Annotated in this window: 20 protein-coding genes; 10 read left to right on the forward strand and 10 right to left on the reverse strand. The window is 70.0% G+C overall.

What is annotated here, in order from left to right:
• The 6 genes from glpR to galU all read right to left on the reverse strand — a co-directional run.
• Positions 1 to 750 (reverse strand): divisome protein SepX/GlpR (gene glpR, locus GA0115233_RS32710; protein WP_369691386.1); only part of this gene is annotated, 750 nt, incomplete at its 3' end.
• Positions 751 to 936: 186 nt separating this feature from the next.
• The gene (locus GA0115233_RS32715) at positions 937 to 1,581 is read right to left on the reverse strand and encodes a GNAT family N-acetyltransferase (RefSeq protein WP_176712027.1); all 645 of its coding nucleotides are present in this window, start codon (positions 1,579 to 1,581) and stop codon (positions 937 to 939) included.
• Positions 1,582 to 1,601: 20 nt separating this feature from the next.
• Positions 1,602 to 2,117 (reverse strand): MogA/MoaB family molybdenum cofactor biosynthesis protein, encoded by a 516-nt coding sequence (locus tag GA0115233_RS32720; RefSeq protein WP_093723956.1) that lies wholly within the window; start codon positions 2,115 to 2,117, stop codon positions 1,602 to 1,604.
• Complete coding sequence (moaC, locus tag GA0115233_RS32725) at positions 2,114 to 2,593, reverse strand: cyclic pyranopterin monophosphate synthase MoaC (protein ID WP_055615846.1); 480 nt, start codon at positions 2,591 to 2,593, stop codon at positions 2,114 to 2,116. The genes GA0115233_RS32720 and moaC overlap by 4 nt, the downstream gene beginning before the upstream one ends.
• A gap of 128 nt (positions 2,594 to 2,721) precedes the next feature.
• Entirely contained in the window at positions 2,722 to 4,041 is a 1,320-nt protein-coding gene (gene glp, locus GA0115233_RS32730; protein ID WP_093723957.1) for a molybdotransferase-like divisome protein Glp, read from the reverse strand.
• Between the two features lie 5 nt (positions 4,042 to 4,046).
• A complete protein-coding gene (gene galU / locus GA0115233_RS32735) occupies positions 4,047 to 4,949 on the reverse strand; it encodes a UTP--glucose-1-phosphate uridylyltransferase GalU (RefSeq protein WP_093723958.1) in 903 nt (300 codons plus the stop codon).
• Positions 4,950 to 5,042: 93 nt separating this feature from the next.
• On the opposite strand from galU, the gene GA0115233_RS32740 reads away from it, so the two are divergent.
• A complete protein-coding gene (locus tag GA0115233_RS32740) occupies positions 5,043 to 5,663 on the forward strand; it encodes a 5-formyltetrahydrofolate cyclo-ligase (RefSeq protein WP_093723959.1) in 621 nt (206 codons plus the stop codon).
• A gap of 111 nt (positions 5,664 to 5,774) precedes the next feature.
• On the opposite strand, the gene GA0115233_RS32745 is transcribed toward GA0115233_RS32740, so the two are convergent.
• The gene (locus GA0115233_RS32745; RefSeq protein WP_093723960.1) at positions 5,775 to 8,564 is read right to left on the reverse strand and encodes a penicillin acylase family protein; all 2,790 of its coding nucleotides are present in this window, start codon (positions 8,562 to 8,564) and stop codon (positions 5,775 to 5,777) included.
• Between the two features lie 206 nt (positions 8,565 to 8,770).
• On the opposite strand from GA0115233_RS32745, the gene GA0115233_RS32750 reads away from it, so the two are divergent.
• The 6 genes from GA0115233_RS32750 to mscL all read left to right on the forward strand — a co-directional run bounded on the left by GA0115233_RS32750 (position 8,771) and on the right by mscL (position 14,624).
• A complete protein-coding gene (locus GA0115233_RS32750) occupies positions 8,771 to 10,363 on the forward strand; it encodes a potassium/proton antiporter (protein ID WP_093723961.1) in 1,593 nt (530 codons plus the stop codon).
• 323 nt (positions 10,364 to 10,686) lie between these two features.
• A complete protein-coding gene (locus tag GA0115233_RS32760) occupies positions 10,687 to 11,979 on the forward strand; it encodes an MFS transporter (RefSeq protein ID WP_093723962.1) in 1,293 nt (430 codons plus the stop codon).
• A 67-nt stretch (positions 11,980 to 12,046) separates the two neighbouring features.
• Complete coding sequence (locus GA0115233_RS32765; RefSeq protein ID WP_093723963.1) at positions 12,047 to 12,334, forward strand: FmdB family zinc ribbon protein; 288 nt, start codon at positions 12,047 to 12,049, stop codon at positions 12,332 to 12,334.
• Between the two features lie 99 nt (positions 12,335 to 12,433).
• Positions 12,434 to 13,267 carry an S-methyl-5'-thioadenosine phosphorylase gene (locus GA0115233_RS32770; RefSeq protein WP_093723964.1) on the forward strand — a complete coding sequence of 278 codons (834 nt, stop codon included), beginning with the start codon at positions 12,434 to 12,436 and terminating at the stop codon, positions 13,265 to 13,267.
• Positions 13,268 to 13,442: 175 nt separating this feature from the next.
• Positions 13,443 to 14,006 carry a hypothetical protein gene (locus GA0115233_RS32775; RefSeq protein WP_093723965.1) on the forward strand — a complete coding sequence of 188 codons (564 nt, stop codon included), beginning with the start codon at positions 13,443 to 13,445 and terminating at the stop codon, positions 14,004 to 14,006.
• Positions 14,007 to 14,144: 138 nt separating this feature from the next.
• Positions 14,145 to 14,624 (forward strand): large conductance mechanosensitive channel protein MscL, encoded by a 480-nt coding sequence (gene mscL / locus GA0115233_RS32780; RefSeq protein WP_093723966.1) that lies wholly within the window; start codon positions 14,145 to 14,147, stop codon positions 14,622 to 14,624.
• Between the two features lie 49 nt (positions 14,625 to 14,673).
• Here the strand turns inward: mscL and GA0115233_RS32785 are convergent, their stop codons facing one another.
• Genes GA0115233_RS32785 through pflB form a run of 3 tightly spaced genes read right to left on the reverse strand, consistent with a single transcriptional unit; the run spans position 14,674 to position 18,046 of the window.
• Positions 14,674 to 14,856 carry a hypothetical protein gene (locus GA0115233_RS32785; RefSeq protein ID WP_093723967.1) on the reverse strand — a complete coding sequence of 61 codons (183 nt, stop codon included), beginning with the start codon at positions 14,854 to 14,856 and terminating at the stop codon, positions 14,674 to 14,676.
• Between the two features lie 52 nt (positions 14,857 to 14,908).
• Positions 14,909 to 15,742 (reverse strand): pyruvate formate-lyase-activating protein, encoded by an 834-nt coding sequence (gene pflA, locus GA0115233_RS32790; RefSeq protein ID WP_255310434.1) that lies wholly within the window; start codon positions 15,740 to 15,742, stop codon positions 14,909 to 14,911.
• A 12-nt stretch (positions 15,743 to 15,754) separates the two neighbouring features.
• Positions 15,755 to 18,046 (reverse strand): formate C-acetyltransferase, encoded by a 2,292-nt coding sequence (gene pflB / locus GA0115233_RS32795; protein WP_093723968.1) that lies wholly within the window; start codon positions 18,044 to 18,046, stop codon positions 15,755 to 15,757.
• A 228-nt stretch (positions 18,047 to 18,274) separates the two neighbouring features.
• Between pflB and GA0115233_RS32800 the strand changes: the two genes are divergently transcribed.
• The 3 genes from GA0115233_RS32800 to GA0115233_RS32810 all read left to right on the forward strand — a co-directional run bounded on the left by GA0115233_RS32800 (position 18,275) and on the right by GA0115233_RS32810 (position 22,205).
• Positions 18,275 to 19,510 carry a low temperature requirement protein A gene (locus GA0115233_RS32800; protein WP_093723969.1) on the forward strand — a complete coding sequence of 412 codons (1,236 nt, stop codon included), beginning with the start codon at positions 18,275 to 18,277 and terminating at the stop codon, positions 19,508 to 19,510.
• A gap of 40 nt (positions 19,511 to 19,550) precedes the next feature.
• A complete protein-coding gene (locus GA0115233_RS32805) occupies positions 19,551 to 20,588 on the forward strand; it encodes a P1 family peptidase (protein WP_176712028.1) in 1,038 nt (345 codons plus the stop codon).
• A gap of 405 nt (positions 20,589 to 20,993) precedes the next feature.
• On the forward strand, positions 20,994 to 22,205 hold the full coding sequence (locus GA0115233_RS32810; RefSeq protein WP_093723971.1) for a L,D-transpeptidase: 1,212 nt from the start codon (positions 20,994 to 20,996) through the stop codon (positions 22,203 to 22,205).
• The last annotated feature ends 113 nt before the right edge of the window (positions 22,206 to 22,318 follow it).

Raw genomic sequence — 22,318 nt, forward strand, 5'->3', positions numbered from 1 at the left:
GGCGGCGTCGACCGGCCCGCGTCGGCGCGGCTGGCGCGCACGCTCCCTGAGCTGTTGCGCGGCCACTTCGGCACGCCGGCGGTCCATCTGGTAGGCGAAGCGGCGCCGCTCCTGGGAGCGCAGGTAGGCGATGTACGCGCTGAGCAGGACGGCGGGCACGCCGGGCGCCCAGAGGAACGCGAGCCCCCCGACGGCGGCGACGATCGCACCCATCGTGAAGGCGAGGAAGAGCATCACGGTCGTGCGCCGACGGCGCGCGAGCACCTTCGTGCGCCGGGCGCGCGCTGCGGCCGCCTCCGCGGCGGCTGCGGGACGTGCCCGCCGGGCGGCGGGGACCGCCTTCCGCGCCGCCTGCGGATTCCGCGACTTCTGCGCGGGCGCGGGCACGGGGTCGGACCCCGGCGCGTGCGGGTGTGCGCGCGCCGGTTCGGACCGCTCCTCTTCCTCTGCCCGCGCGGACACCGTCTGCGGGCGGGTCGGAGGCACGGCGAAGGCCCGGACGTCCACCGATTCGGTGACGGCGTCCGGGTCGTCGGCGCCGGGCTCCCCCTCGTCGGCGGAGCGGGCGCGCAGGTCCTTGGCGTACCGGCGCTCCATCCCCGCCCGTCCGGACAGCAACCGGATGGCTGTGCTGAAGCGTTCCGTCGGACGAGCCTCGTTGAGTTCGTCCTGCCTACGGAGCCACATCGGCACCAAGTAGGCGGCCCAGGCCCCGACAATGGCTGCGTAGATGAGGCCGCTGCTGCTCACGCCTCACACGGTAGAGGGGTTTGCGTGAGGCCATCTGCCAATTGAGCCGGTGTGTCGCACGATCTGGCTGATATTTCGAAAATTTCTTGTGACCGATGCGATCAACCGGTCACGAAGGGTGGGAATTCAGGGTCCTGCTCCGGTCGCGGGGCGATCAATTTCGAACATTTATTCAATTTCCCCGGACTATGCGGGATTCCCCGGCGTGTTCTGCGCGTTCCGCGGCCCCTCGGCGGGCCTTCCCCGGGAGTGTGCCCGGTGCCAGCGGTTCAGCAACCCGTCCGGGACCTCTTCCGCTGTGAGCGCGAACACAAGATGGTCGCGCCAGGCCCCGTCGATGTGGAGATAACGAGGCCGCAGCCCCTCCTCGCGGAATCCGAGTTTCTCCACCACCCGACGGCTCGGTCCGTTCTCCGGACGAATGCACACCTCGATGCGGTGCAGTCCGACGGTCCGGAAACAGTGGTCCACGACGAGCGCCACGGCCGTCGGCATCACGCCACGTCCGGCCACCGCCTCGTCCACCCAGTACCCGACGTGCCCCGAGCACATCGAGCCCCAGGTGATCCCGGCGACCGTCAACTGCCCGACCAGCCTCCCCTGGTACTCGATGACGAACGGCAGCATGCGCCCCGCGTTCGCCTCGGAACGCAGGTGCCGGACCATTTGCCGGTAGGTCGGCCGGTGCGCGATCGGCCCGCTCGGCGTGGGCGGCGGAATCGTCGCCTCCCAGGGCCGCAGCCAGTCCCGGTTGCGCCGGTTGACCTCGCGCCAGGCCCGCTGGTCGCGCAGCTTTATCGGCCGGAGGACGACGTCGCCGTCCGCCAGCACGACGGGCCAGGATGGGCTGTTCAGCTCGCACCCCCACTGCCGGCGCCGGGTCTCGGGTGGTCCCCGCCGCGGATCTGGTCGACGGCATGCGCCAGCAGGGGCTCCAGAACGGCGAGCCCGTCCTTCACCCCGCCGGTGGAGCCGGGCAGGTTGACGATCAGCGTGCCGCCCGCCACCCCGGCCAGGCCCCGGGAGAGCGCGGCCGTGGGCACCTTCTCGCGCCCGTATGCCCTGATGGCCTCCGCGATGCCCGGAACCTCGTAGTCGATCACCTTCCGGGTCGCCTCGGGCGTGCGGTCCGTCGGCGAGACGCCGGTGCCGCCTGTGGTGACAACGGCGTCGTACCCGGCCTCCACGGCGGCCCTCAGCGCGGCCTCCACGGGGTCCCCGTCGGGCACGACCTGCGGTCCGTCGACGGCGAACCCGAAGCCCGTCAGCCCCGCGGCGACGAGCGGTCCGCCCTTGTCCTCGTAGACGCCCGCGGAGGCGCGGCTGGAGGCGGTGACGACCAGGGCGCGACGGATCCCGGCGGTCATGCCCGGCTCCAGTCGCCCGACTTGCCGCCCGTCTTCTCCTCCACGCGTACGTCCGTGATGACCGCTCCCTTGTCGACCGCCTTGACCATGTCGATCACGGTGAGCGCGGCGACGGAGACCGCGGTGAGGGCCTCCATCTCGACACCCGTACGGTCCGTGGTCTTCACCGTGGCCAGGATCTCCACGGCGTCGTCCGCGACCGACAGGTCCAGTTTCACACCCGACACCGACAACGGGTGGCACAGCGGGATGAGGTCCGGCGTGCGCTTGGCGCCCATGATGCCCGCGATCCGCGCGGTGGCCAGCGCGTCGCCCTTGGGGACGCCCTCGCCACGCAGCAGTTCGATCACCCGGGGCGAGACCAGGACGCGTCCACTGGCGCGCGCGGTCCGCGCGGTCACGTCCTTCTCCGATACGTCGACCATGCGCGCGGCGCCCGCCTCGTCGATGTGCGTCAGTCGGTCCTGCGTACTCATGCTGTGTGGCGCTCCCGGTCCGGGCCCTCGGCGGTGCGGCGCTGGGCCTGCTGTGCGCGACACGGTACCGCCAAGTCGGCGCGCGCACCGGAGCAGGACCGCCCGTTAAGCGGCACGCGCGCGTGCGCTCAGCCCAGAAGGACGACCTCGACCTCGGCGCCGGGCTCGACGGACTCGGCGTCCTCGGGAACGACGATCAGCGCATCGGCCTGTGCCAGGGCGGCGACCAGGTGCGATCCCGCACCGCCGACCGGGGTCACGGCGCCGTCGGCGTACCTACCGCGCAGGAACTGCCTGCGCCCCTTCGGCGAGGTCAGCGCCTTCTCCGCCCTGAGGGTGGCGGTCGTGCGCGGCCGGTGGACGTCCTCCAGCCCCATCAGTGTGCGGATCGCGGGACGTACGAACAGCTCGAAGGAGACGTACGACGACACCGGGTTGCCCGGGAGAGCCAGCAGCGGCGTGTGGTCGGGGCCGATGGAGCCGAAGCCCTGGGGCTTGCCGGGCTGCATGGCGAGCCTGCGGAACTCGATGCCGCTGCCCGCCTCGTCCTCGTCGCCGACGGACTGCAGCGCCTCCTTGACGACGTCGTAGGCGCCGACGCTCACCCCGCCGGTGGTGACCATGAGGTCGGCGCGCACCAGCTGGTCCTCGATCGTGGAGCGCAGGATGTCGGCGTCGTCGGCGACGGCGCCCACGCGGTAGGCGATCGCCCCCGCGTCCCGCGCCGCCGCGGTGAGAGCGAAGCTGTTGGAGTCGTAGATCTGGCCGCTGCGCAACTCCTCGTCGGGCTGGACGAGTTCGCTGCCGGTGGACATCACGACCACGCGCGGGCGCGGGCGCACGCGTACCGTGCCGCGGCCGATGGCGGCGAGCAGCGCGATCTGCGGCGGGCCCAGGACGGTGCCTGCCTCCAGGGCACGGTCGCCGGCCTTCACGTCGCTGCCCTTCGCGCGTACGTGCGCGCGTGCCTCGGCGGGCCGGTACACGTGCACCTGCCCGGAGGCGCCCTCGGGGGCGAGGCTGCGCGCGCGCATCCCGGCCACCGGTCCCTCGCCGAGCCCGCCGTCGGTCCACTCCACGGGGACGACCGTCTCGGCGCCCGGCGGCAGGGGCGCGCCGGTCATGATGCGCGCCGCCTGGCCGGGGCCCACCTGGAGCAGCTCCGCCTGGCCCGCGGCGACGTCCCCGACGACCTCCAGGACCGCCGGGAACTCCTCGCTCGCGCCCGCGACATCGGCGACCCGTACCGCGTAGCCGTCCATGGAGCTGTTGTCGAACGGCGGCAGGGAGACCGGGACCGTGATGTCGTCGACCAGGACGCAGCCCTGGGCGTCGAGCAGGTGCAGCTCGATGGGTTCGAGGGGGCGGACGGTCGCGAGGATGTCCTCCAGGTGTTCGTCCACCGACCAGAGGTGGTCCTGGCCGGCGGTGCGGGCGGCGCTGCTCAAAGTGGCTACATCTCCTCGGCTACGTAACTGCGAAGCCAGGTCCGGAAGTCCGGGCCCAGGTCTTCACGTTCGCATGCGAGTCTGACAATGGCACGCAGGTAGTCGCCACGGTCACCGGTGTCATAGCGGCGGCCCTTGAAGACGACGCCGTGCACCGGGCCGCCGACCTTCTCGTCCGCCGCGAGCTGCTGGAGGGCGTCGGTGAGCTGGATCTCACCGCCGCGTCCGGGCTCGGTCTTGCGCAGTATGTCGAAGATGTGCGGGTCGAGGACGTAGCGGCCGATGATCGCGTAGTTGGACGGGGCGTCCGCGGCGTCGGGCTTCTCGACCAGGCCGGTCACCTTGACGACGTCGCCGTCGTCGGTGGTCTCCACGGCAGCGCAGCCGTAGAGGTGGATCTGCTCGGGGGCGACCTCCATGAGCGCGATGACGCTGCCGCCGCGCTGCTCCTGGACCTCCACCATGCGCTTGAGGAGGGGGTCGCGCGGGTCGATGAGGTCGTCGCCGAGGAGGACGGCGAAGGGCTCGTGGCCGACGTGCGGGGCCGCGCAGAGAACCGCGTGGCCGAGACCCTTGGGGTCGCCCTGGCGCACGTAGTGCATGGTGGCCAGGTCGCTCGACTCCTGCACCTTGGCGAGCCGTTCGGCGTCGCCCTTCTTTTCGAGCGCGGATTCCAGCTCGTAGTTGCGGTCGAAGTGGTCCTCAAGGGGGCGCTTGTTGCGACCCGTGATCATGAGGACGTCGTCGAGACCCGCGGACACGGCTTCCTCGACCACGTACTGGATCGCCGGCTTGTCGACGACCGGCAGCATCTCTTTGGGAGTGGCTTTGGTGGCCGGCAGGAACCGGGTGCCGAGGCCTGCTGCGGGGATGACAGCCTTGCTGATCCGAAGGTGCGACTGAGTCATGCGGGCAACCTTATCCGGTGCCTTTGTATGGAATCTGTTGCTCCGGTTAGTTGGCTCTCATATGAGCGGATTGAAAGGGAACGGGTGCGACCAATGCCTCACATCGGACGTCCCGCCGAGCCTGACAAGAGAACGTTGCGGCGAGAGATCCTCGCGGCAAGAAGCAGGTTGACGGTCGATGACCTGCGCAAGTCGGCGCTCGCGCTGGCCGAGCACGCGCTCCTCCTGCCCGAACTGGCGCAGGCGCGCACGGTGGCGGCGTACGTCTCCGTGGGAAGCGAACCAGGCACGCTCGCGCTCCTTGATGCGCTGCGCGCGCGGGGCGTGCGCGTCCTGCTCCCCGCGCTCCTCCCCGACAACGACCTCGACTGGGGCGCGTACACCGGCGAGGGCTCCCTCGCGCGGGTCCAACACGGCGGCAAGATGGCTCTCTTCGAGCCGGCCGGCGCGCGTCTCGGCCCGGACGCCGTGACGACGGCGGACGCGGTGCTGCTGCCCGGGCTCGCCGTGGACGCGCGCGGGATGCGGCTGGGGCGCGGCGGCGGCTCGTACGACCGCGTGCTCGCGCGCCTGGAGCGCACAGGTGCCCACCCCGCGCTGGTGGTGCTGCTGTACGACACGGAGGTCGTCGAGCGCGTTCCGGCCGAGGCGCACGACCGGCCGGTGCACGCGGTGGTGACGCCGTCGGGCGTGCACCGCTTCCACGCGGCCTGAGTCGCGCAGCGCGCCTTCACCGCCTTCCGCGCCGCCCCGCCGCTGCCGTAACCGCGAAAGGGCCCTCCACGCGCGCGTGGAGGGCCCTTTGTCGTTCGCGCCGTCAGCGGCTCACGGCTGCAGCACCAGCGTGTCGCTCGTGCTCTTGTCCACCGCGCTCTTGCTGAACGACCAGTCGAGCAGTTCGCCGTCGGCCCACTTGTCGGTCTGGTCGGTGTAGTGGGCGCTGTAGGCGTGTCCGGAGGCGCCCGTCAGGTTGATCCACTTCGATTTGTCGAGGTCGCCGAGGTTGACCACCATGCGCATCGACGGCACCCAGACGACGCCGTAGCCGCCGGCGGCGTTCCAGCCCGTGGCGTTGACCGTGGCCTCGCCGCCGCTGAGCTTCCAGGGGCCGCGGTTGAGGACGTACTGGAGGAAGCCGGGGCCCTCGGTGCCGAGGGTCTGGTTCTTCAGGAACAGGCGGTGCAGCCGGCCCCAGTTCCAGGTCTCGATGTCCTTGCCGAGCTTGGCGGTCAGCTCCCAGCGGGCGTCGATCATGGCGCGCTTGAACAGCTGGTCACGGTTCTCGGCCTTGGGGCGCGTGCCCGACCTGGGCGTCTTCCACCAGTCGCTGTCCTCGTCGTCCATGAGGGTGCGCACGACCTCGAACCAGCGGTCGCCGCCGTCCGGCTGCGCCTGCTCGGCGTCGCGCTGGCCGCATTCGCGGACCTTCTCCGCCTCGTCCGCGGGACCGGTGGTGTTGATCGGGTCGACCCACAGGCACTGCCCCTTGACCCGGACTTCCTTGGGCAGCTTGTGGCCGAAGGCGAGCTTGAGGATGTTGCGCCAGACCGAGTTGAAGTACGCGGCGGCCGCCGAGTCGGCGTCCTGGGTGTAGTCCCAGCCCTCCAGCAGCTTCTGCGCCTCACGGACGTCCGGGTCGGCGATGTCGATCTTCAGCAACTGGGGCACCAGCAGCTTGGCGATCTCGCTGCTGTTGTCGAGCTGCATCTGACGCATGTCGTCGGTGGAGATCTTGCCGCCGCCGTCGATCTTCGACTTGATCAGCGAGGTGATGCGCTGGCTGCGCGTGCCGTAGCCCCAGTCCGTGGTGAGCGTGTAGGGGTACTTGTCCTTGTCGATCACGGCCTGGTTGGCGGTGACGATGTAGCCCCGCGCGGGGTCGAGTTCGAAGGGCAGCTCGTTCTGCGGGATGTAACCGGTCCAGCGGTACTTGGAGTTCCAGCCGGGCTGCGGGATCGAGCCGTCGACGCCCTCCGCGCGGGTGGGGATCTTCCCGGGCAGGGTGTAGCCGATGTGGCCCTCGGTGTCGGCGTAGATCAGGTTCTGCGAGGGCACCTCGAACAGGGCGGCAGCGGCACGGAAGTCGTCCCAGTCCGCGGCCTTGTTCATGGCGAAGACCGCGTCCATGGAAGTGCCCGGGTCCAGGGCGGTCCAGCGCAGGGAGATGCCGTAGCCGTCGCCGCGGTCGGGGGCGGAGGTGTCGACCTCGGCCTTCTTGCCGACCCTCACCAGCTCGTCGCTGCGGTCGGAGAGCAGGGGGCCGTTGTTCGTCTCGCGGACGACGATCGTCTTGGAGTCGCCGCCGGCGACGTTGATGGTCTCCTCTCGCGTGGTGAACGGCTTGACCTTGTTGTCGTACAGGTAGCCGGTGCCGGTGAGCTTCTCCAGGTAGAGGTCGGTGACGTCCACGCCGGAGTTGGTCATGCCCCAGGAGATGTTCTTGTTGTGGCCGATGATCACACCGGGCATACCGGCAAAGGTGTAGCCCGTGACGTCGTACTGGCACTTGTCGGAGACGCTGCGACAGTGCAGGCCCATCTGGTACCAGACGGACGGCAACGAGGCCGACAGGTGCGGGTCGTTGGCCAGCAGGGGCTTGCCGGAGATCGTGTGGTCGCCGGAGACGACCCAGGAGTTGGAGCCGATGCCGTTGCCGTTCACGCCGACGGCCGTCGGAAGGTCCTCCAGGACGCCGTAGAGGCCCGAGAGCTGGCTCTGCAGGCCCGACGTGCCGCTGGTGGAGGTTCCGGCCGCGCCGGTGCCCGAGGCGGTCGTACCGCCCGCCGCGGTGCCGTCCGTGGACGCGCTCCCGCCGGCCGTCTGGCCGCCCTGCCCGAACGTGCCGGTGAGCTCGTCGAGCTGGCCCTCCTGGACGATCGCCTTGTTGCGGTCGTACGGGTACTGCGGGTAGAGGTCCTTGATCTGCTTCGGGCCCAGGCGGCTGGTCAGCAGGGCGCGGTCGATCTCGTCCTCCATGTTGCCGCGCAGGTCCCAGGCCATCGCCTTCAGCCACGCCACGGAGTCGACCGGGGTCCACTCGGCGGGCTTGTAGTCGTTGGCGAAACCGAGGGCGGCGTACTCCAGCGAGAGCTCCTTGCCCTCCTTGCCCTCAAGGTAGGCGTTGACGCCCTTGCTGTACGCCTGGAGGTACTTCTTGGTCTCGTCCGACAGCTTGCTGTCGTACTCCTTCTTGGCAATCCGGTGCCAGCCCAGGGTGCGCAGGAACTCGTCGTTGTCGATCTGGCCCTTGCCGAACATCTCCGACAGGCGCCCCGACGTCATGTGACGGCGCACGTCCATCTCGTAGAACCGGTCCTGCGCCTGGACGAAGCCCTGCGCCATGAACAGGTCCTCGTCGGTGGAGGCGTAGATCTGCGGGATGCCGTAGCCGTCGCGCTTGACCTCGACCTCGCCGGACAGGCCTTCGAGCGTGATCGATCCCGTGGTCTGCGGGAAAGAGGCACGAACGGTGCTGATGGACCAGTACGCCCCGTACGCGACGCCTCCGATGATGGCCAGCACGAGGACGAAGACGACCAAACGGGCTTTGCGCCCCTTCTTCCTGCCGGACTTGCCGGGCTGCTGACCCGTGGAGGCGGTGGTGTTGGGGGGCATCGCTGTCCTTGCTGTCCTAACGCGAGCGGCAGGCGGTCCTGGAGTGCTGGAGCAACCATAGGCGCAGGGCCTGGTGCCACTTGACGCGGAGTAGGGAACCCGCGCGCACGAGCGTTCGATCATGCCCGGGCGAGCGTCAAGAAAACGTCAAGAGTTAGGTAAGGTAACGAAGTAGTTGGGTGCGGAGTTCTACCACTTCGTGTCCTATGTGTACGCGAGCTCCACGCGCGCGTGCCGAGAGCCAGGGAAGGGAACGGCCGCTGACAGTCCACCACCTCAATGAGCTCCTGCTCGTCTGCTCGCTCGTACTGCTCGTCGCCGTCGCAGCGGTCCGCATCTCCTCGCGCAGCGGGCTCCCCAGCCTGCTCGTGTACCTGGGCATCGGCGTCCTGATGGGCCAGGACGGCATCGCCGACATCAAGTTCGACAATGCCGAGCTGACGCAGGTCATCGGGTACGCGGCCCTGGTCGTGATCCTGGCCGAAGGTGGTCTGAGCACGAAGTGGAAAGAGATCCAGCCGTCACTGCCCTCCGCCGCCGCGCTGGCGCTCGTGGGCGTCGCGGCGAGCGTCGGGGTCACGGCCGCCGCGGCGCACTACCTGACCGGTCTTGAGTGGCGTCAGGCCCTGATCGTCGGCGCGGTCGTATCCTCCACGGACGCCGCCGCCGTCTTCTCGGTGCTGCGGAAGATCCCCCTGCCCCAACGCGTGAAAGGCACGCTGGAGGCGGAGTCCGGCTTCAACGACGCCCCCGTGGTCATCATGGTCGTCGCCCTTTCGCACAGCGGCCCCGTCGAACACTGGTACGTGCTGGTCGGCGAGATACTGCTGGAGCTGGCCATCGGCTGCGCGATCGGCCTCGCGGTGGGCTGGCTGGGCGCCTGGGGCCTGCGACACGTGGCCCTGCCCGCCTCCGGCCTCTACCCCATCGCCGTCATGGCCATCGCCGTCACCGCGTACGCGGCGGGCGCACTGGCCCACGGCAGCGGCTTCCTCGCGGTGTACCTCGCCTCGATGATGCTGGGCAACGCCAAACTGCCCCACTGGCCCGCTACGCGCGGGTTCGCCGAAGGGCTCGGCTGGATCGCCCAGATCGGCATGTTCGTCCTGCTCGGCCTGCTCGTCACCCCGCACGAACTCGGCGACGACATCCTGCCTGCCCTCGTCATCGGCCTGGCCCTGACCATGGTCGCCCGCCCGCTGAGCGTGGTGGTCTGCCTGACGCCGTTCCGGGTGCCCTGGCGGGAACAGGCGCTGATGTCGTGGGCGGGCCTGCGCGGAGCCGTCCCCATCGTCCTGGCGACCATCCCCATGGTCGCCGGCGTCGAGAACAGTCAGCGGATCTTCAACATCGTCTTCATCCTGGTCGTCGTCTACACCCTCGTGCAGGGGCCGACCCTGCCCTGGCTCGCCCGCCAGCTGCGGCTCGGCGAGGACGCGGACGCCGCGTCCGACCTCGGCATCGAGTCGGCGCCGCTGGAACGGCTGCGGGGGCATCTGCTGTCGCTCGTGATCCCCGAGGGCTCCAAGATGCACGGCGTCGAGGTCAGCGAGCTCCGGCTGCCCTCCGGGTCCGCCGTCACCCTGGTCGTGCGGGACGGCACATCGTTCGTGCCACTGCCGGCCACGGTGCTGCGGCGCGGGGACGAGCTGCTCGTCGTCGCGACGGATCCGGTGCGGGATGCCGCGGAACGGCGACTGCGGGCAGTGGCGCGCGGGGGCAAGCTGGCCGGGTGGCTGGGCACCAATGGGAACGGCGGGGGCTCGGGAGCGGGGTCCGGGGGGCGGACGCGGCACTGAGGACGGATTCTCGGGCTGTGCCCGACCGGCGCGGGCGCAGCTGATCGTTAAGGGCATGTTTCGTACCATTCACACCCCATTCATTCACAGGCGGCCTGCATCGTGGTGCTCGTTTTCACAGGCACTTAGGCCCTTGATCCCTGTACGATGAAGGCGCACCCTGATCGAACCAACTCTGCCTGACGCAGAGCTGGCGCGACCGTATGGCGGCCGGAACGCCCTCCTCAGACAGGCGCCGGTATCTACCGCAGTTCCGCGCAAGAGGACAGCTCTCGGCGCCCCCCGCACAGGGCGCGCTACCAGGCGGCAGAAAGGCACGGGCCGTGGAGTCCACGGTCACCACTGAGCCGTCGAAGACCTCGTCGGCCTCCTCCCGCCCGGGATACGGGCAGCTGCTGCGCACACGCGGCGCCTGGACGTTCCTGCTCCCCGGTTTCGCGGCGCGTCAGCCGTTCGCGATGCTGACCATCTCCATCGTGCTGCTCGTCCAGCACACCACCGGCTCGTACGGCGCGGCGGGCGCCGCCGCGGCCGTCACCGGTGTGTCGATGGCGCTCTTCGCGCCCTACAGCGGGCGTCTCGCCGACCGGTACGGGCAGCGTGCCGTCCTGATCCCCGGTGTGCTGGTGCACGCGCTGGCGGGTCTGACCCTGACGGCGCTCGCGCTGGCGGACGCGCCCCTGTGGGCGCTGTTCGCGGCGGCCGTGCCGACCGGCGCCTCCGTCCCGCAGGTCGGCCCGATGGTCCGCGCCCGCTGGGGCGTGAAGCTCCAGGACTCGCCGCTGATGACCACCGCCGCGGCCTTCGAATCCGTCACCGACGAATTGACCTTCGTCGTGGGCCCGCTCCTGGCCACCGCGCTGTGCACGGCCGTCGACCCGGCCGCCGGCCTGGTGACGGAGGCCGGTCTCACGCTGGTCGGCGGTCTGCTGTTCGCCGCGCAGAAGAGCACGCAGCCCTCGGTGACGCTGCAGGGGCACGCGCGCGTGAAGCACGCTTCCGCCCTGCGCGTGCCCGGTGTGCGCGTACTGATCGTGGCCTTCCTGGGCATCGGTTCCGTCTTCGGCGGCATGCAGGTGTCGCTAGCGGCCTTCACCGAGTCCATCGGTGAGCCCGGTCTGAACGGCGTCCTGTACGGCGTCTTCGCCGCGGGCAACATGCTCTCCGGCATCGCGTGCGGCGCCATTGCCTGGAAGATCGCCCCCCAGCAGCGCCTCGTCCTCGGCTACGCGGCCCTCGCGCTCGCCGCGTCGGGGCTGTGGGCCGCGCACTCGGCACTCGTCCTGGCCGGTCTGGGTCTCCTGGTCGGCATGAGCATCGCTCCCGCACTGATCACCGGCTACACGCTGGTGGAGAAGCTGGTTCCGGCCGGCGCCCGCACCGAGGCGTTCACCTGGCTGACCGGCGCGGTCGCGCTCGGCCAGGCTGCCGCCGTCACGGTGGCCGGACAGTTGGAGGACCGCTTCTGGGACGGCGCCGGATTCCTTGTGCCGATGGGCGGCACGCTGCTCGCCCTGGCCACGCTTCTGGCGCTGCGCTCGCGGCTCACCGCGCACCCCCGCAGCCGTACCGTCGCACGTGGCGTCGGTCACCGCGTGCCGGTCACAGTGGACTGATCCCGAGGAATACGTCACTATGGACGCTCGTTAGCACTCATTGAGTGAGAGTGCCAGGAGGAAGACAGTGCCGACCTACCAGTACCAGTGCACCGAGTGCGGCGAGGGCCTTGAGGCGGTGCAGAAGTTCACCGACGACGCCCTGACCGAGTGCCCCAGCTGCAACGGCCGCCTGAAGAAGGTGTTCTCCGCAGTCGGGATTGTCTTCAAGGGCTCCGGCTTCTACCGCAACGACAGCCGCGGCTCCTCGTCGAGCAGCTCGCCGGCGTCGTCGAAGCCGTCGACGTCCTCCTCGTCGTCCTCGGACTCGAAGTCGTCGAGTTCCAGCACCTCGACCAGCAGCTCCGCCGCGTAGCGCGTCTTCCCGAGCACCCCGCGGTCGTACGACCGCGGGGTGCTCGGTGTATCCCGGAGCCCCTCTCGGCGGCGGACGGCGGCCGGATACTGTGATCGCATGGCGAACGCAGACATCGGCGTAATCGGCGGCTCCGGCTTCTACTCGTTCCTTGAGGACGTGACCGAGATCCAGGTGGACACCCCGTACGGGCCGCCCAGCGACTCCCTCTTCTTCGGTGAGATCGCCGGCCGTCGGGTGGCGTTCCTGCCCCGGCACGGTCGCGGCCACCATCTGCCGCCGCACCGGATCAACTACCGGGCCAACCTGTGGGCGCTGCGCTCGGTGGGCGTGCGCCAGGTCCTCGGCCCGTGCGCGGTGGGCGGTCTGCGCCCCGAGTACGGTCCGGGCACGCTGCTCGTGCCGGACCAGCTGGTCGACCGTACGAAGTCCCGGGCGGGGTCGTACTTCGACGGGCTGCCGCTGCCGGACGGCACCGTGCCGAACGTGGTGCACGTGTCGCTGGCCGACCCCTACTGCCCGGCCGGACGGGCCGCCGCGTTGAAGGCGGCGCGCGGACGGGACTGGGAGCCGGTGGACGGCGGCACGCTGGTCGTGATCGAGGGGCCGCGCTTCTCCACTCGTGCCGAATCGTTGTGGCACCGGGCCCAGGGCTGGTCCGTGGTGGGCATGACCGGTCATCCCGAGGCGGCGCTCGCCCGTGAACTGGAGCTCTGCTACACGTCGATGACGCTGGTCACCGACCTCGACGCGGGCGCCGAGACCGGCGAGGGCGTCTCGCACGACGAGGTGCTGCGGGTGTTCGCCGCGAACGTGGACCGGCTGCGGGGCGTGCTGTTCGACGCGGTGGCCGCGCTGCCCTCGAACGAGGAGCGGGACTGTCTGTGCACGTCGGCGCTCGGCGGGATGGACCCCGGGTTCGAGCTGCCGTAGGGCGGGGGCCGGACTCCTGTGGATAGGGAGTCGGCTCTCCTCACGGTGGAACTTCCCGTTCGGGTGAGGGAGTTTTCCACAGCCCCGCGGTTGTCCACTGGCCTCAGCGGGCCGCGGCGCGAAGCCCCATCGTGGGCCTCGCAAGCCGTTGTCTCGTGGCAGGTGGTGGTTCCTCATGTCCTTCGGTCCGACACCGACTCCCTCTCCCTTCTCCTCCCCGTCCGCGTCGTTCCCAACTCCGCGCCCGCTCGGCACGGACGCGCCTCCGACCTGCGAAGTCCCGCACTTCGCGCCGATTCGGGTCCGTGGCGGACGGTTCGCCGGGCGCCTCGCCCGGCACCGGCGGCGGGCGGTGGCCGCGGGGCTGGCGGTCACCGCGGCAGCGCTGGTGGCGGCGGGCCCTCAGGACACCGACCGGGCGCGTGGGCACCCGGCGGGTGAGCCGTCACGCGAGCGGCGCGCCGTCGAGATGGTGACGGCTCCGGTACGGATCGCCGACGCGGCGACGGTGAGGCTGTTGCGGCCCGGTGACCGGGTGGACGTCATCGCGGCCGAAGACTCGGCGTCGGGCGGGGACGCACGCGTGGTGGCGCGCGGGGTGCGGGTGACGAAGGTGCCCGAGGCTGTGGACGAGTCCGCCGACAGCGGGGCGTTGGTCGTGCTCACGGTGCCGCGGTCCACGGCGGCACGTCTGGTGGGCGCGAGCGCGACGGCTCGACTGGCGGTGACGCTGTGCTGAGCCACGTGTTCCGCCTGGTACGCGGCCTCCTGTCAAGTCGCTCGTTCGAACGACCGGATTGGACAGGACGGCCCAACTCTGCCGTAGGTTGCGGACCGTCCCGTTCCACAACCGGCGTGTGCGAGGAGAGTCCCCGAAGTGAGCGAGAAGAAGAAGGAACCGGGCGTCCTGGACGGCTTCAAGGCCTTCCTGATGCGCGGGAACGTCGTCGACCTGGCAGTTGCGGTGGTCATCGGCGCCGCCTTCACGAACATCGTGAACTCGGTGGTGAGGGGAGTCATCAACCCGCTGGTCGGGGCCATCGGGACGAAGAACCTCGACAGCTACGCCTCGTGTCTGAAGGGCCCCTGCGAGAAGGCCGCGGACGGCACGGTCTCCAAGGGGGTCATGATCCTCTGGGGCTCGGTGCTGGGAGCGACGCTCAGCTTCGTGATCACCGCGGCGGTGGTGTACTTCCTGATGGTCCTGCCGATGTCGAAGTACCTGGCGCGCCAGGAGGCACGGCGCAAGGCGAAGGAAGGCACCCACGAGCTCATCGAGGTGACCGAGCTGGAGGTGCTGAAGGAGATCCGCGACGAGCTGGTCGCGCAGCGCGGCCCCGGGCGCAACGGGTCGTAGCGGCGCTCGACGGGGCTCTGCGGGCGGGTGCCCGCTGGGCCCTCCGGGCTCAGAGGTGGTGGGGCGGCTTCTCGTCGAGGAAGCGCCTCAGGTCCGCCGCGCTGTCGCTGCCGGCGCTCGGCCGCTCGCCCCACCCGCGGTCCGTGTCGTCGGAGGACTGCTGGTCCAGCGGGTCGTCGAAGATCAGCGCGGCCTTCGGCTCGCGCGGCTCGGGGTCCGGAGCGGTGTCCATGCCTCAAGGGTACGGCCCCGGCGGCGACGGCCGTCGTGGGCCGGGCGTCGCCTCAGACCGCGTACAGGTCGTGTCCCGCGAAGATGTCCCTGGCCAGGGCGGTCTGCTCCGGGGTGGGGCAGGGTGTGTCGTGCAGGACGAAGGGGCGGCCGAGGGCCTGCCACTTGGCCTCCCCCAGCTTGTGGAAGGGCAGGACGTCGACGCGGGTGACGTTGCCGAGCGAGGCGGCGAACGCGGCGACGCCCTCGATGTTGGCGGGGTCGTCGGTGAGGCCGGGCACGAGCACGAACCGGACGTGGACCTCCTTGCCGAGGTCGGCCAGACGCCGCGCGAAGTCCAGGGTGGGCTTGAGCGGCCGGCCGGTGACCTTGCGGTAGGTGGCACGGTCCCAGGACTTGATGTCGAGCAGGACCAGGTCAGTGTCGCGCAGCAGCGCGTCGGTGGCCCTGACACCGAGGAATCCGGAGGTGTCCAGGGCGGTGTGCAGCCCGAGTTCGTGCTTGAAGCGGTGCAGCAGCTCACCGGTGAACACCGGCTGGAGCAGCGGTTCTCCCCCACTGATGGTGGCGCCCCCACCGGCGGCCGCGATGAACCGCGTGTACTTGGCCGCCTCCGCGACGATCTCGTCGGCGGTGGTGCGCTTGCCGTCGCGCATGCGCCATGTGTCGGGGTTCTGGCAGTACAGGCAGGTCAGCGGGCAGCCGGACAGGAAGGTGACGAAGCGGGTGCCGGGCCCGTCGACGCCGGTCGACAGGTCCCACGAGTGGACCGACCCCACAACCGGGCGGCGGGTCGCCGCCGCGGCCGGGGTCCGCGGGCCCACCGCCAGGGCGGCGGGCCCGGGAAGCGTCGGCGTGGTCGACGCGGACGTAAGAGGCGCGGTCATCGCCCGGCTCCTTTACAACGAGCCGTGGAAGGTGCGGTTGATGACGTCGAGCTGCTGCTCGCGGGTGAGGCGGATGAAGTTGACCGCGTATCCGGAGACCCGGATGGTCAGCTGCGGGTACTTCTGGGGGTGCTCCATCGCGTCCTCCAGGGTCGCCCGGTCGAGGACGTTGACGTTCATGTGGAAGCCGCCGCTCGCCATGTAGCCGTCCAGGACGCCCGCGAGGTTGCTGACGCGTTCCTCGGCGGTGCGGCCCAGGGCGTCGGGAGTGATGGTGTTGGTGAGCGAGATGCCGTCCTCCGCGTCGTCGTACGGGAGCTTGGCGACGGAGAGCGCCGAGGCGATGTACCCGTGCTCGTCGCGGCCGTTCATCGGGTTGGCGCCCGGTGCGAAGGGGGCGCCGGCGCGGCGGCCGTCGGGGGTGTTGCCGGTCTTCTTGCCGTAGACGACGTTCGAGGTGATCGTCAGGACGGACTGGGTGTGCACCGCGTCGCGGTACGTCGGGTGCCTGCGGACCTTCTCCATGAAGTCGTGGACGATGCCGCGCGCGATGTCGTCGGCCCGGTCGTCGTTGTTGCCGTAAGCCGGGTAGTCGCCCTCGACGACGTAGTCGACGGCGAGGCCGGTCTCGCCGCGGATCACCTTCACGCGTGCGTGCTTGATCGCGGACAGGGAGTCGGCGGCCACCGACAGACCGGCGATGCCGCACGCCATGGTGCGCAGGATGCGCCGGTCGTGCAGGGCCATCTCCAGGCGCTCGTAGGCGTACTTGTCGTGCATGTAGTGGATGACGTTGAGGGCGTGCACGTAGGTCTTGGCCAGCCAGTCGAGCATGGCGTCGTAGCGCGCGCGGACCGTGTCGTAGTCGAGGTACTCGTCGGTGATCGGTTCGAAGCCCTCGACGATCGTCTTGCCGGAGACCTCGTCGCGGCCGCCGTTGATGGCGTACAGCAGGGCCTTGGCGACGTTGACGCGGGCGCCGAAGAACTGCATCTGCCGGCCCATCGCCATCGCGGAGACACAGCAGGCGATGGCGGTGTCGTCACCGTACTTGGGGCGCATCAGCTCGTCGGACTCGAACTGCAGGGCGCTGGTGTCGATGGCGACCTTGGCGGCGTACCGCTTGAAGGCCTCGGGCAGGCGCGGCGACCAGAAGACGGTGAGGTTGGGCTCGGGGGCGGGCCCGAGGTTGTAGAGGGTGTTCAGGGCGCGGAAGGTGGTGCGGGTGACCAGCGGGCGTCCGTCCTCGCCGAGTCCGGCCATGGACCAGGTGACCCAGGTGGGGTCGCCGGAGTAGAGCTCGTTGTACTCGGGGGTGCGCAGGAAGCGGACGATGCGCAGCTTGATGACGAAGTCGTCGATGAGTTCCTGGGCTTCGGACTCGGTGAGCAGCCCGCGCTCGATGTCCCGCTGGAGGTAGATGTCGAGGAAGGCGTCGATGCGGCCGATCGACATGGCGGCGCCGTTCTGCTCCTTGACGGCGGCCAGGTAGGCGAAGTAGAGCCACTGGACGGTCTCACGGGCGGTGCGGGCGGGGCCGGAGATGTCGTAGCCGTAGGAGCGGGCCATGGCCTTGAGCTCGTCGAGGGCCCGGATCTGCTCGGCGATTTCCTCGCGTTCCTGGATCACCTGCGCACTCGGCCACTCGACTTCGAGTGCGCTTTTGTCCGCTCGCTTAGCGACGATGAGCCGGTCGACGCCGTAGAGGGCGACGCGGCGATAGTCGCCGATGATGCGGCCGCGGCCGTAGGCATCGGGCAGTCCGGTGATGATGCCGGAGGAGCGGCAGGCGCGGATCTCGGGGGTGTAGGCGTCGAAGACCCCGTCGTTGTGGGTCTTGCGGAGCTTGGTGTAGATCTCCCGGACGGCGGGGTCGGCCTCGTACCCGTAGGCGTTGAGGGCGTTCTCGACCATCCGCCAGCCGCCGTTGGGCATGATCGCGCGCTTGAGGGGGGCGTCGGTCTGGAGGCCGACGATCAGGTCGAGGTCGCGGTCGATGTAGCCGGGGGCGAAGGCGTCGATGCGCGAGGGGGTGCTGACGTCGACGTCGTGGATGCCCCGCTCGATCTCGGTGGGGAACATCGCGAGGAGCTTGTTCCAGACCTTGGTGGTGCGCTCGGTGGGTCCGGTGAGGAAGGAGCCGTCGCCCTCGTACGGGGTGTAGTTGCTCTGGACGAAGTCGCGCACGTCGATCGCGTCGCGCCACAGGCCGCCTCGGAACCCGGACCAGGCGTCCGCCGCCGTCTCAGGGACCGTCTGTGCGGCAGGGGTGGTGGTCGCAGTCTCCACGGGGTGGACAGTCATGGCGGGCACCTCTCACTCGGCTTCGCCGGTACATCTCCATTGCACGCCCGCGCGGAGCGTGCCGGGCTCGGCGTTGGTCCTCGATTGCGGACCGAAGGTCCCGGCCGGGCGCGGTCCGGTCGGCGCGGCCGCGGTCCGGCTCGGCCCTGGGGAGGGGGCACCGGAAGTTTGTGCGCTCGTGAATCCGTGCGCAAGAAATTCGGCGCCCTATCTGCTGTGCTTGGAGTCATGACGTCCAGCTCGACTCCCGCGTCGCCCTCCGCCGACGCGCCAGGAAGCAGACGGCCGCTGCGCAGACTCACGGCCCGTGGCCGCGACGAGGCGCACCGCGCCGCGACACCGCTAGAGCTCTTCTTCGACCTGTGCTTTGTCGTCGCCATCGCCCAGGCGGGCGTTCAGTTGGTGCACTCCGTGGCGGAGGGGCACCCCGGTGAGGGCATCCTCAACTACGCGATGGTCTTTTTCGCCATCTGGTGGGCCTGGATGAACTTCACCTGGTTCGCCTCCGCCTACGACAACGACGACGTCCTCTACCGGATCGTCACCCTCGTGCAGATCGCCGGTGTGCTCGTACTGGCGGCCGGTATTTCCAAGGCGTTCGACGAGCACGACTTCCTCGCCGTCTGGCTGGGCTATTTGATCATGCGGCTCGCACTGACGGCGCAGTGGCTCCGCGTGGCACGCTCCTGTCGGGGGCCGGAGAGAACAACAGCCCTGAGATACGCCGCAGGGGTGCTCCTGTGCCAAATCGGCTGGCTCGGGCTGCTGGTCCTCCCCGAGGACGCCCGGCCATGGGTGTTCCTGGTGATGGCGATCCTGGAAATGTGCGTACCGGCGTACGCGGAGAAGGGCCACGCGACGGCCTGGCACCCGCACCACATCGCCGAGCGGTACGGCCTGCTCACGATCATCGTGCTCGGCGAGACGATCGCCGCCGCCACGGTCGCCGTGAAGACCGCGCTCGACGAGAACGACGCGCTCGACGAACTGTTGCCGATCGCGGCAGGCGGGCTCCTGATCATCTTCTCCGCCTGGTGGATCTACTTCGTGGTGCCCATCCACGGCCATCTGCGTTCCAACCGGCAGTCCTTCCTCTGGGGCTACGGCCACTACGTGATCTTCGCGTCGGCCGCCGCGATCGGGGCGGGACTGGAGGTGGCTGTCGAGCAGACGGTCGGCGAGGCGCACATTTCCACGCTGGCCGCGTCGGCGGCGGTGACCCTGCCCACGGCGCTCTACCTGCTCACGGTGTGGGCGCTGCATTCACGGCACTTCAAGGTGGGCACCGCCCAGCAGTTGGTGCTGCCGACGACCGCGCTGCTGATCATCGCGTGCACCTTCCTCGGTGACTGGGCGGTGCTCGCGGCCGGAGTTGTCTCGGCACTCGCGGTGGCGGCCGGTACGACGCTCACGGCGCGGGCGAGCAGGACGGCGGCGCCTACGACTGCAACGCCGACCGGCTGAATTCCGGCACCGTGCCCGGGGCCTGGACCACACTGGCCCCATGACAGTCGACGCATTGACGGACGTCGCCGGAGTGCGGGTGGGTCACGCCACGCGCACCGGCGGCGGTTGGCTCACCGGCACCACTGTTGTGCTCGCCCCCGAGGGCGGGGCCGTTGCCGCGGTGGACGTGCGGGGCGGCGGGCCCGGCACCAAGGAGACCGACGCCCTCGACCCGCGCAACGTCGTGCAGAAGGTCGAGGCGATCGTTCTGACCGGGGGCAGCGCGTACGGGCTCGACGCGGCCTCCGGCGTGATGGCCTGGCTGGAGGAGCGGGGGCGCGGCGTGCGCGTCGGGTCGGATCCGGCACACGTGGTGCCCGTGGTGCCTGCGGCGTGCGTCTTCGACCTGGGGCGGGGTGGCGACTTCCGCGCACGCCCTGACTCCGCGACGGGGCGGTCGGCGGTCGAGGCGGCCGCGGCCAGCGCACTCGGCGCCCGCGTCGAGGAAGGGTGCGTGGGGGCGGGGACGGGAGCGGTGGTCGGGGCGATGAAGGGTGGGGTCGGTACCGCGAGTGTCGTCCTCGACTCAGGGATCACCGTGGGGGCGCTGGTGGTGGCGAACGCCGCGGGAGACGCGCTGGATGCGGAAGTCGGTGTGTTGTACGGGGAGTTGTTCCAGGGGCGCGTGGAGTATCCGGAGGAGCGCGTCCGGGAGACTGCGCGCCGGCGGCTCGTGGAGAGCGCGGAGCGCAACGCACTCCCCTCGTTGAACACGACGCTCGCCGTCGTCGCCACCGACGCGGAACTGTCCAAGGCGCAGGCGCAGAAGCTGGCCGGCACGGCGCACGACGGGATCGCGCGCGCCGTGCGTCCGGTGCATCTGCTGCATGACGGCGACACCGTGTTCGCGCTGGCCACAGGAGAGCACGCGCTCGACGACGCGAACCCGCTCGCGCTGAACGACATCCTGGCCGCGGGCGCGGATGCGGTGATGCACGCGATCGTGCGCGCCGTGCGCGCCGCCCGGGCTGTGGACGGGCCGGGCGGGGCGTGGCCGGCGTACGGGGAGTTGTACGGGGGCGGTGAGCGTTCCTGAGCCAGGGGGGCGCGAAGGACCGTCGGGGCGTGCGCGCTGGTGATGTGTGAGGGGGGTGGGTGACCGACGCCTGAGGGCGGTGGTGTGCGCCCCGGCGGATGCTGAGGCCCGTGCGCTGCGCCTCTGAAAGCAGGTCGGGCCCGCCCCGCACCGATACGAAAGAGCACACCTGGTGATCGGCGCGGCCGCCAACCGACGCGCCCCGCGGACAGGTTGTGTGTGTCCCGCCGAGTACGCCGCGCGCTCGGCTCCCGTGTCACGCCTGTCCCACCCCGCTCCCGAATGTCCCGGTTCTGTCACGCGACGGCGTCCATGGCGAACGGAGGGAACCCGACCCGGCGCGGATTCCCTCTCTCTGCACGCATCGGATCGGACCACGCACATCACGCGAACATGGAGCAGCCTGTGAAAACGCCGGACAAAGCAGCGCGGCGCGTGCTGGGGACCTGTGCCGTCCTGATGGTCGGCGCGCTTACCTTGACCGCCTGCGGCGGCAACGCCAACGCCAACAACGACGACAAGGGCGGCGGCGCCGGGGCCTCGGGCGCGAAGATCGTGATCTCGGCGAAGAACGGTTCGTCGGGAGCGTCAATCAACTCGACCGGCGTGAAGGTCAGCGGCGGAAAGCTGACCGACGTGAGGATGACCGTGGCGGAGAGCGGGCAGGCCGTGCCCGGGGCGATATCGGCGGACGGCGGTAGCTGGAAGCCGAAGGAGCAGCTGGAGCGCGGGACCAAGTACGAGATAGCGGCGAAGGCGAAGGGCTCGGACGGGAAGAGCACGAGCGCGCGGTCCAGCTTCACCACCGTGTCGCCGGAGAACAGCTTCATCGGGACGTACACGCCGGACAGCGGGTCGACCGTGGGTGTCGGGATGCCGGTGTCGTTCAACTTCGACAAGGCGATCAGCGACAAGAAGGCCGTGCAGTCGGGGATCACCGTCACGTCGAGCAGCGGGCAGAAGGTCGTCGGGCACTGGTTCGGGGCGCAGCGGCTCGACTTCCGGCCCGAGGAGTACTGGAAGGCCGGTTCCAAGGTCACGATGAAGATCGACCTGGACGGGGTCGAGGGCGCGAACGGTGTCTTCGGGGTCCAGAAGAAGACCGTGACCTTCACCATCGGGCGGTCGCAGGTCTCCACGGTCGACGTGAACACGCAGACCATGACGGTCGCGCGGGACGGCAAGACGCTCAAGACGGTGCCGATCTCGGCGGGCAGCGCGGAGTTCCCGACGTACAACGGGCAGATGGTGATCTCCGAGAAGCTCAAGGAGACCCGGATGAACAGCCAGACGGTGGATCTGGCCGACGCCTACGACATCCCGGACGTGCCGCACGCGATGCGGCTGACCACCTCGGGGACCTTCCTGCACGGCAACTACTGGTACAACAAGGGGAACCCGCCTTTCGGGGTCGCCGGGACGAGCCACGGCTGTGTCGGGCTGCAGGACGTGCAGGGCGCGCAGGGCGACACGACGGCGAAGTGGTTCTACGACAACTCGCTGATCGGCGACGTGGTGATCGTCAAGAACTCCCCCGACAAGTCGGTGGCGCCGGACAACGGGCTCAACGGATGGAACCTGCCGTGGAGCGAGTGGACTGCGGGAAGTGCCGCCTGAGCAGGGCATTTTGACAGCTCGTGGAGCCGCGCGGGAACGATCCGCGCGGCTTCAACGTTTTAAGTGCGTACGTTTTCTCGGTTCCCGGACATGATGTCCGACCGAGGGGCTAC

Origin of the sequence: Streptomyces sp. DI166 (assembly GCF_900091315.1) — a bacterium.
Taxonomy (GTDB): domain Bacteria; phylum Actinomycetota; class Actinomycetes; order Streptomycetales; family Streptomycetaceae; genus Streptomyces; species Streptomyces fuscus.

What these genes read in the sequence shown, in the direction of transcription:
- pflA (WP_255310434.1), bottom strand. Translation starts at nt 15,742, where the DNA reads ATGACCGCGCCTCTTACGTCCGCGTCGACCACGCCGACGCTTCCCGGG.
- GA0115233_RS32785 (WP_093723967.1), bottom strand. Translation starts at nt 14,856, where the DNA reads ATGGACACCGCTCCGGACCCCGAGCCGCGCGAGCCGAAGGCCGCGCTG.
- GA0115233_RS32800 (WP_093723969.1), top strand. Translation starts at nt 18,275, where the DNA reads ATGACGTCCAGCTCGACTCCCGCGTCGCCCTCCGCCGACGCGCCAGGA.
- GA0115233_RS32750 (WP_093723961.1), top strand. Translation starts at nt 8,771, where the DNA reads ATGTGTACGCGAGCTCCACGCGCGCGTGCCGAGAGCCAGGGAAGGGAA.
- GA0115233_RS32720 (WP_093723956.1), bottom strand. Translation starts at nt 2,117, where the DNA reads ATGACCGCCGGGATCCGTCGCGCCCTGGTCGTCACCGCCTCCAGCCGC.
- GA0115233_RS32775 (WP_093723965.1), top strand. Translation starts at nt 13,443, where the DNA reads ATGTCCTTCGGTCCGACACCGACTCCCTCTCCCTTCTCCTCCCCGTCC.
- GA0115233_RS32770 (WP_093723964.1), top strand. Translation starts at nt 12,434, where the DNA reads ATGGCGAACGCAGACATCGGCGTAATCGGCGGCTCCGGCTTCTACTCG.
- GA0115233_RS32745 (WP_093723960.1), bottom strand. Translation starts at nt 8,564, where the DNA reads ATGCCCCCCAACACCACCGCCTCCACGGGTCAGCAGCCCGGCAAGTCC.
- galU (WP_093723958.1), bottom strand. Translation starts at nt 4,949, where the DNA reads ATGACTCAGTCGCACCTTCGGATCAGCAAGGCTGTCATCCCCGCAGCA.
- GA0115233_RS32805 (WP_176712028.1), top strand. Translation starts at nt 19,551, where the DNA reads ATGACAGTCGACGCATTGACGGACGTCGCCGGAGTGCGGGTGGGTCAC.
- moaC (WP_055615846.1), bottom strand. Translation starts at nt 2,593, where the DNA reads ATGAGTACGCAGGACCGACTGACGCACATCGACGAGGCGGGCGCCGCG.
- GA0115233_RS32740 (WP_093723959.1), top strand. Translation starts at nt 5,043, where the DNA reads ATGCCTCACATCGGACGTCCCGCCGAGCCTGACAAGAGAACGTTGCGG.
- pflB (WP_093723968.1), bottom strand. Translation starts at nt 18,046, where the DNA reads ATGACTGTCCACCCCGTGGAGACTGCGACCACCACCCCTGCCGCACAG.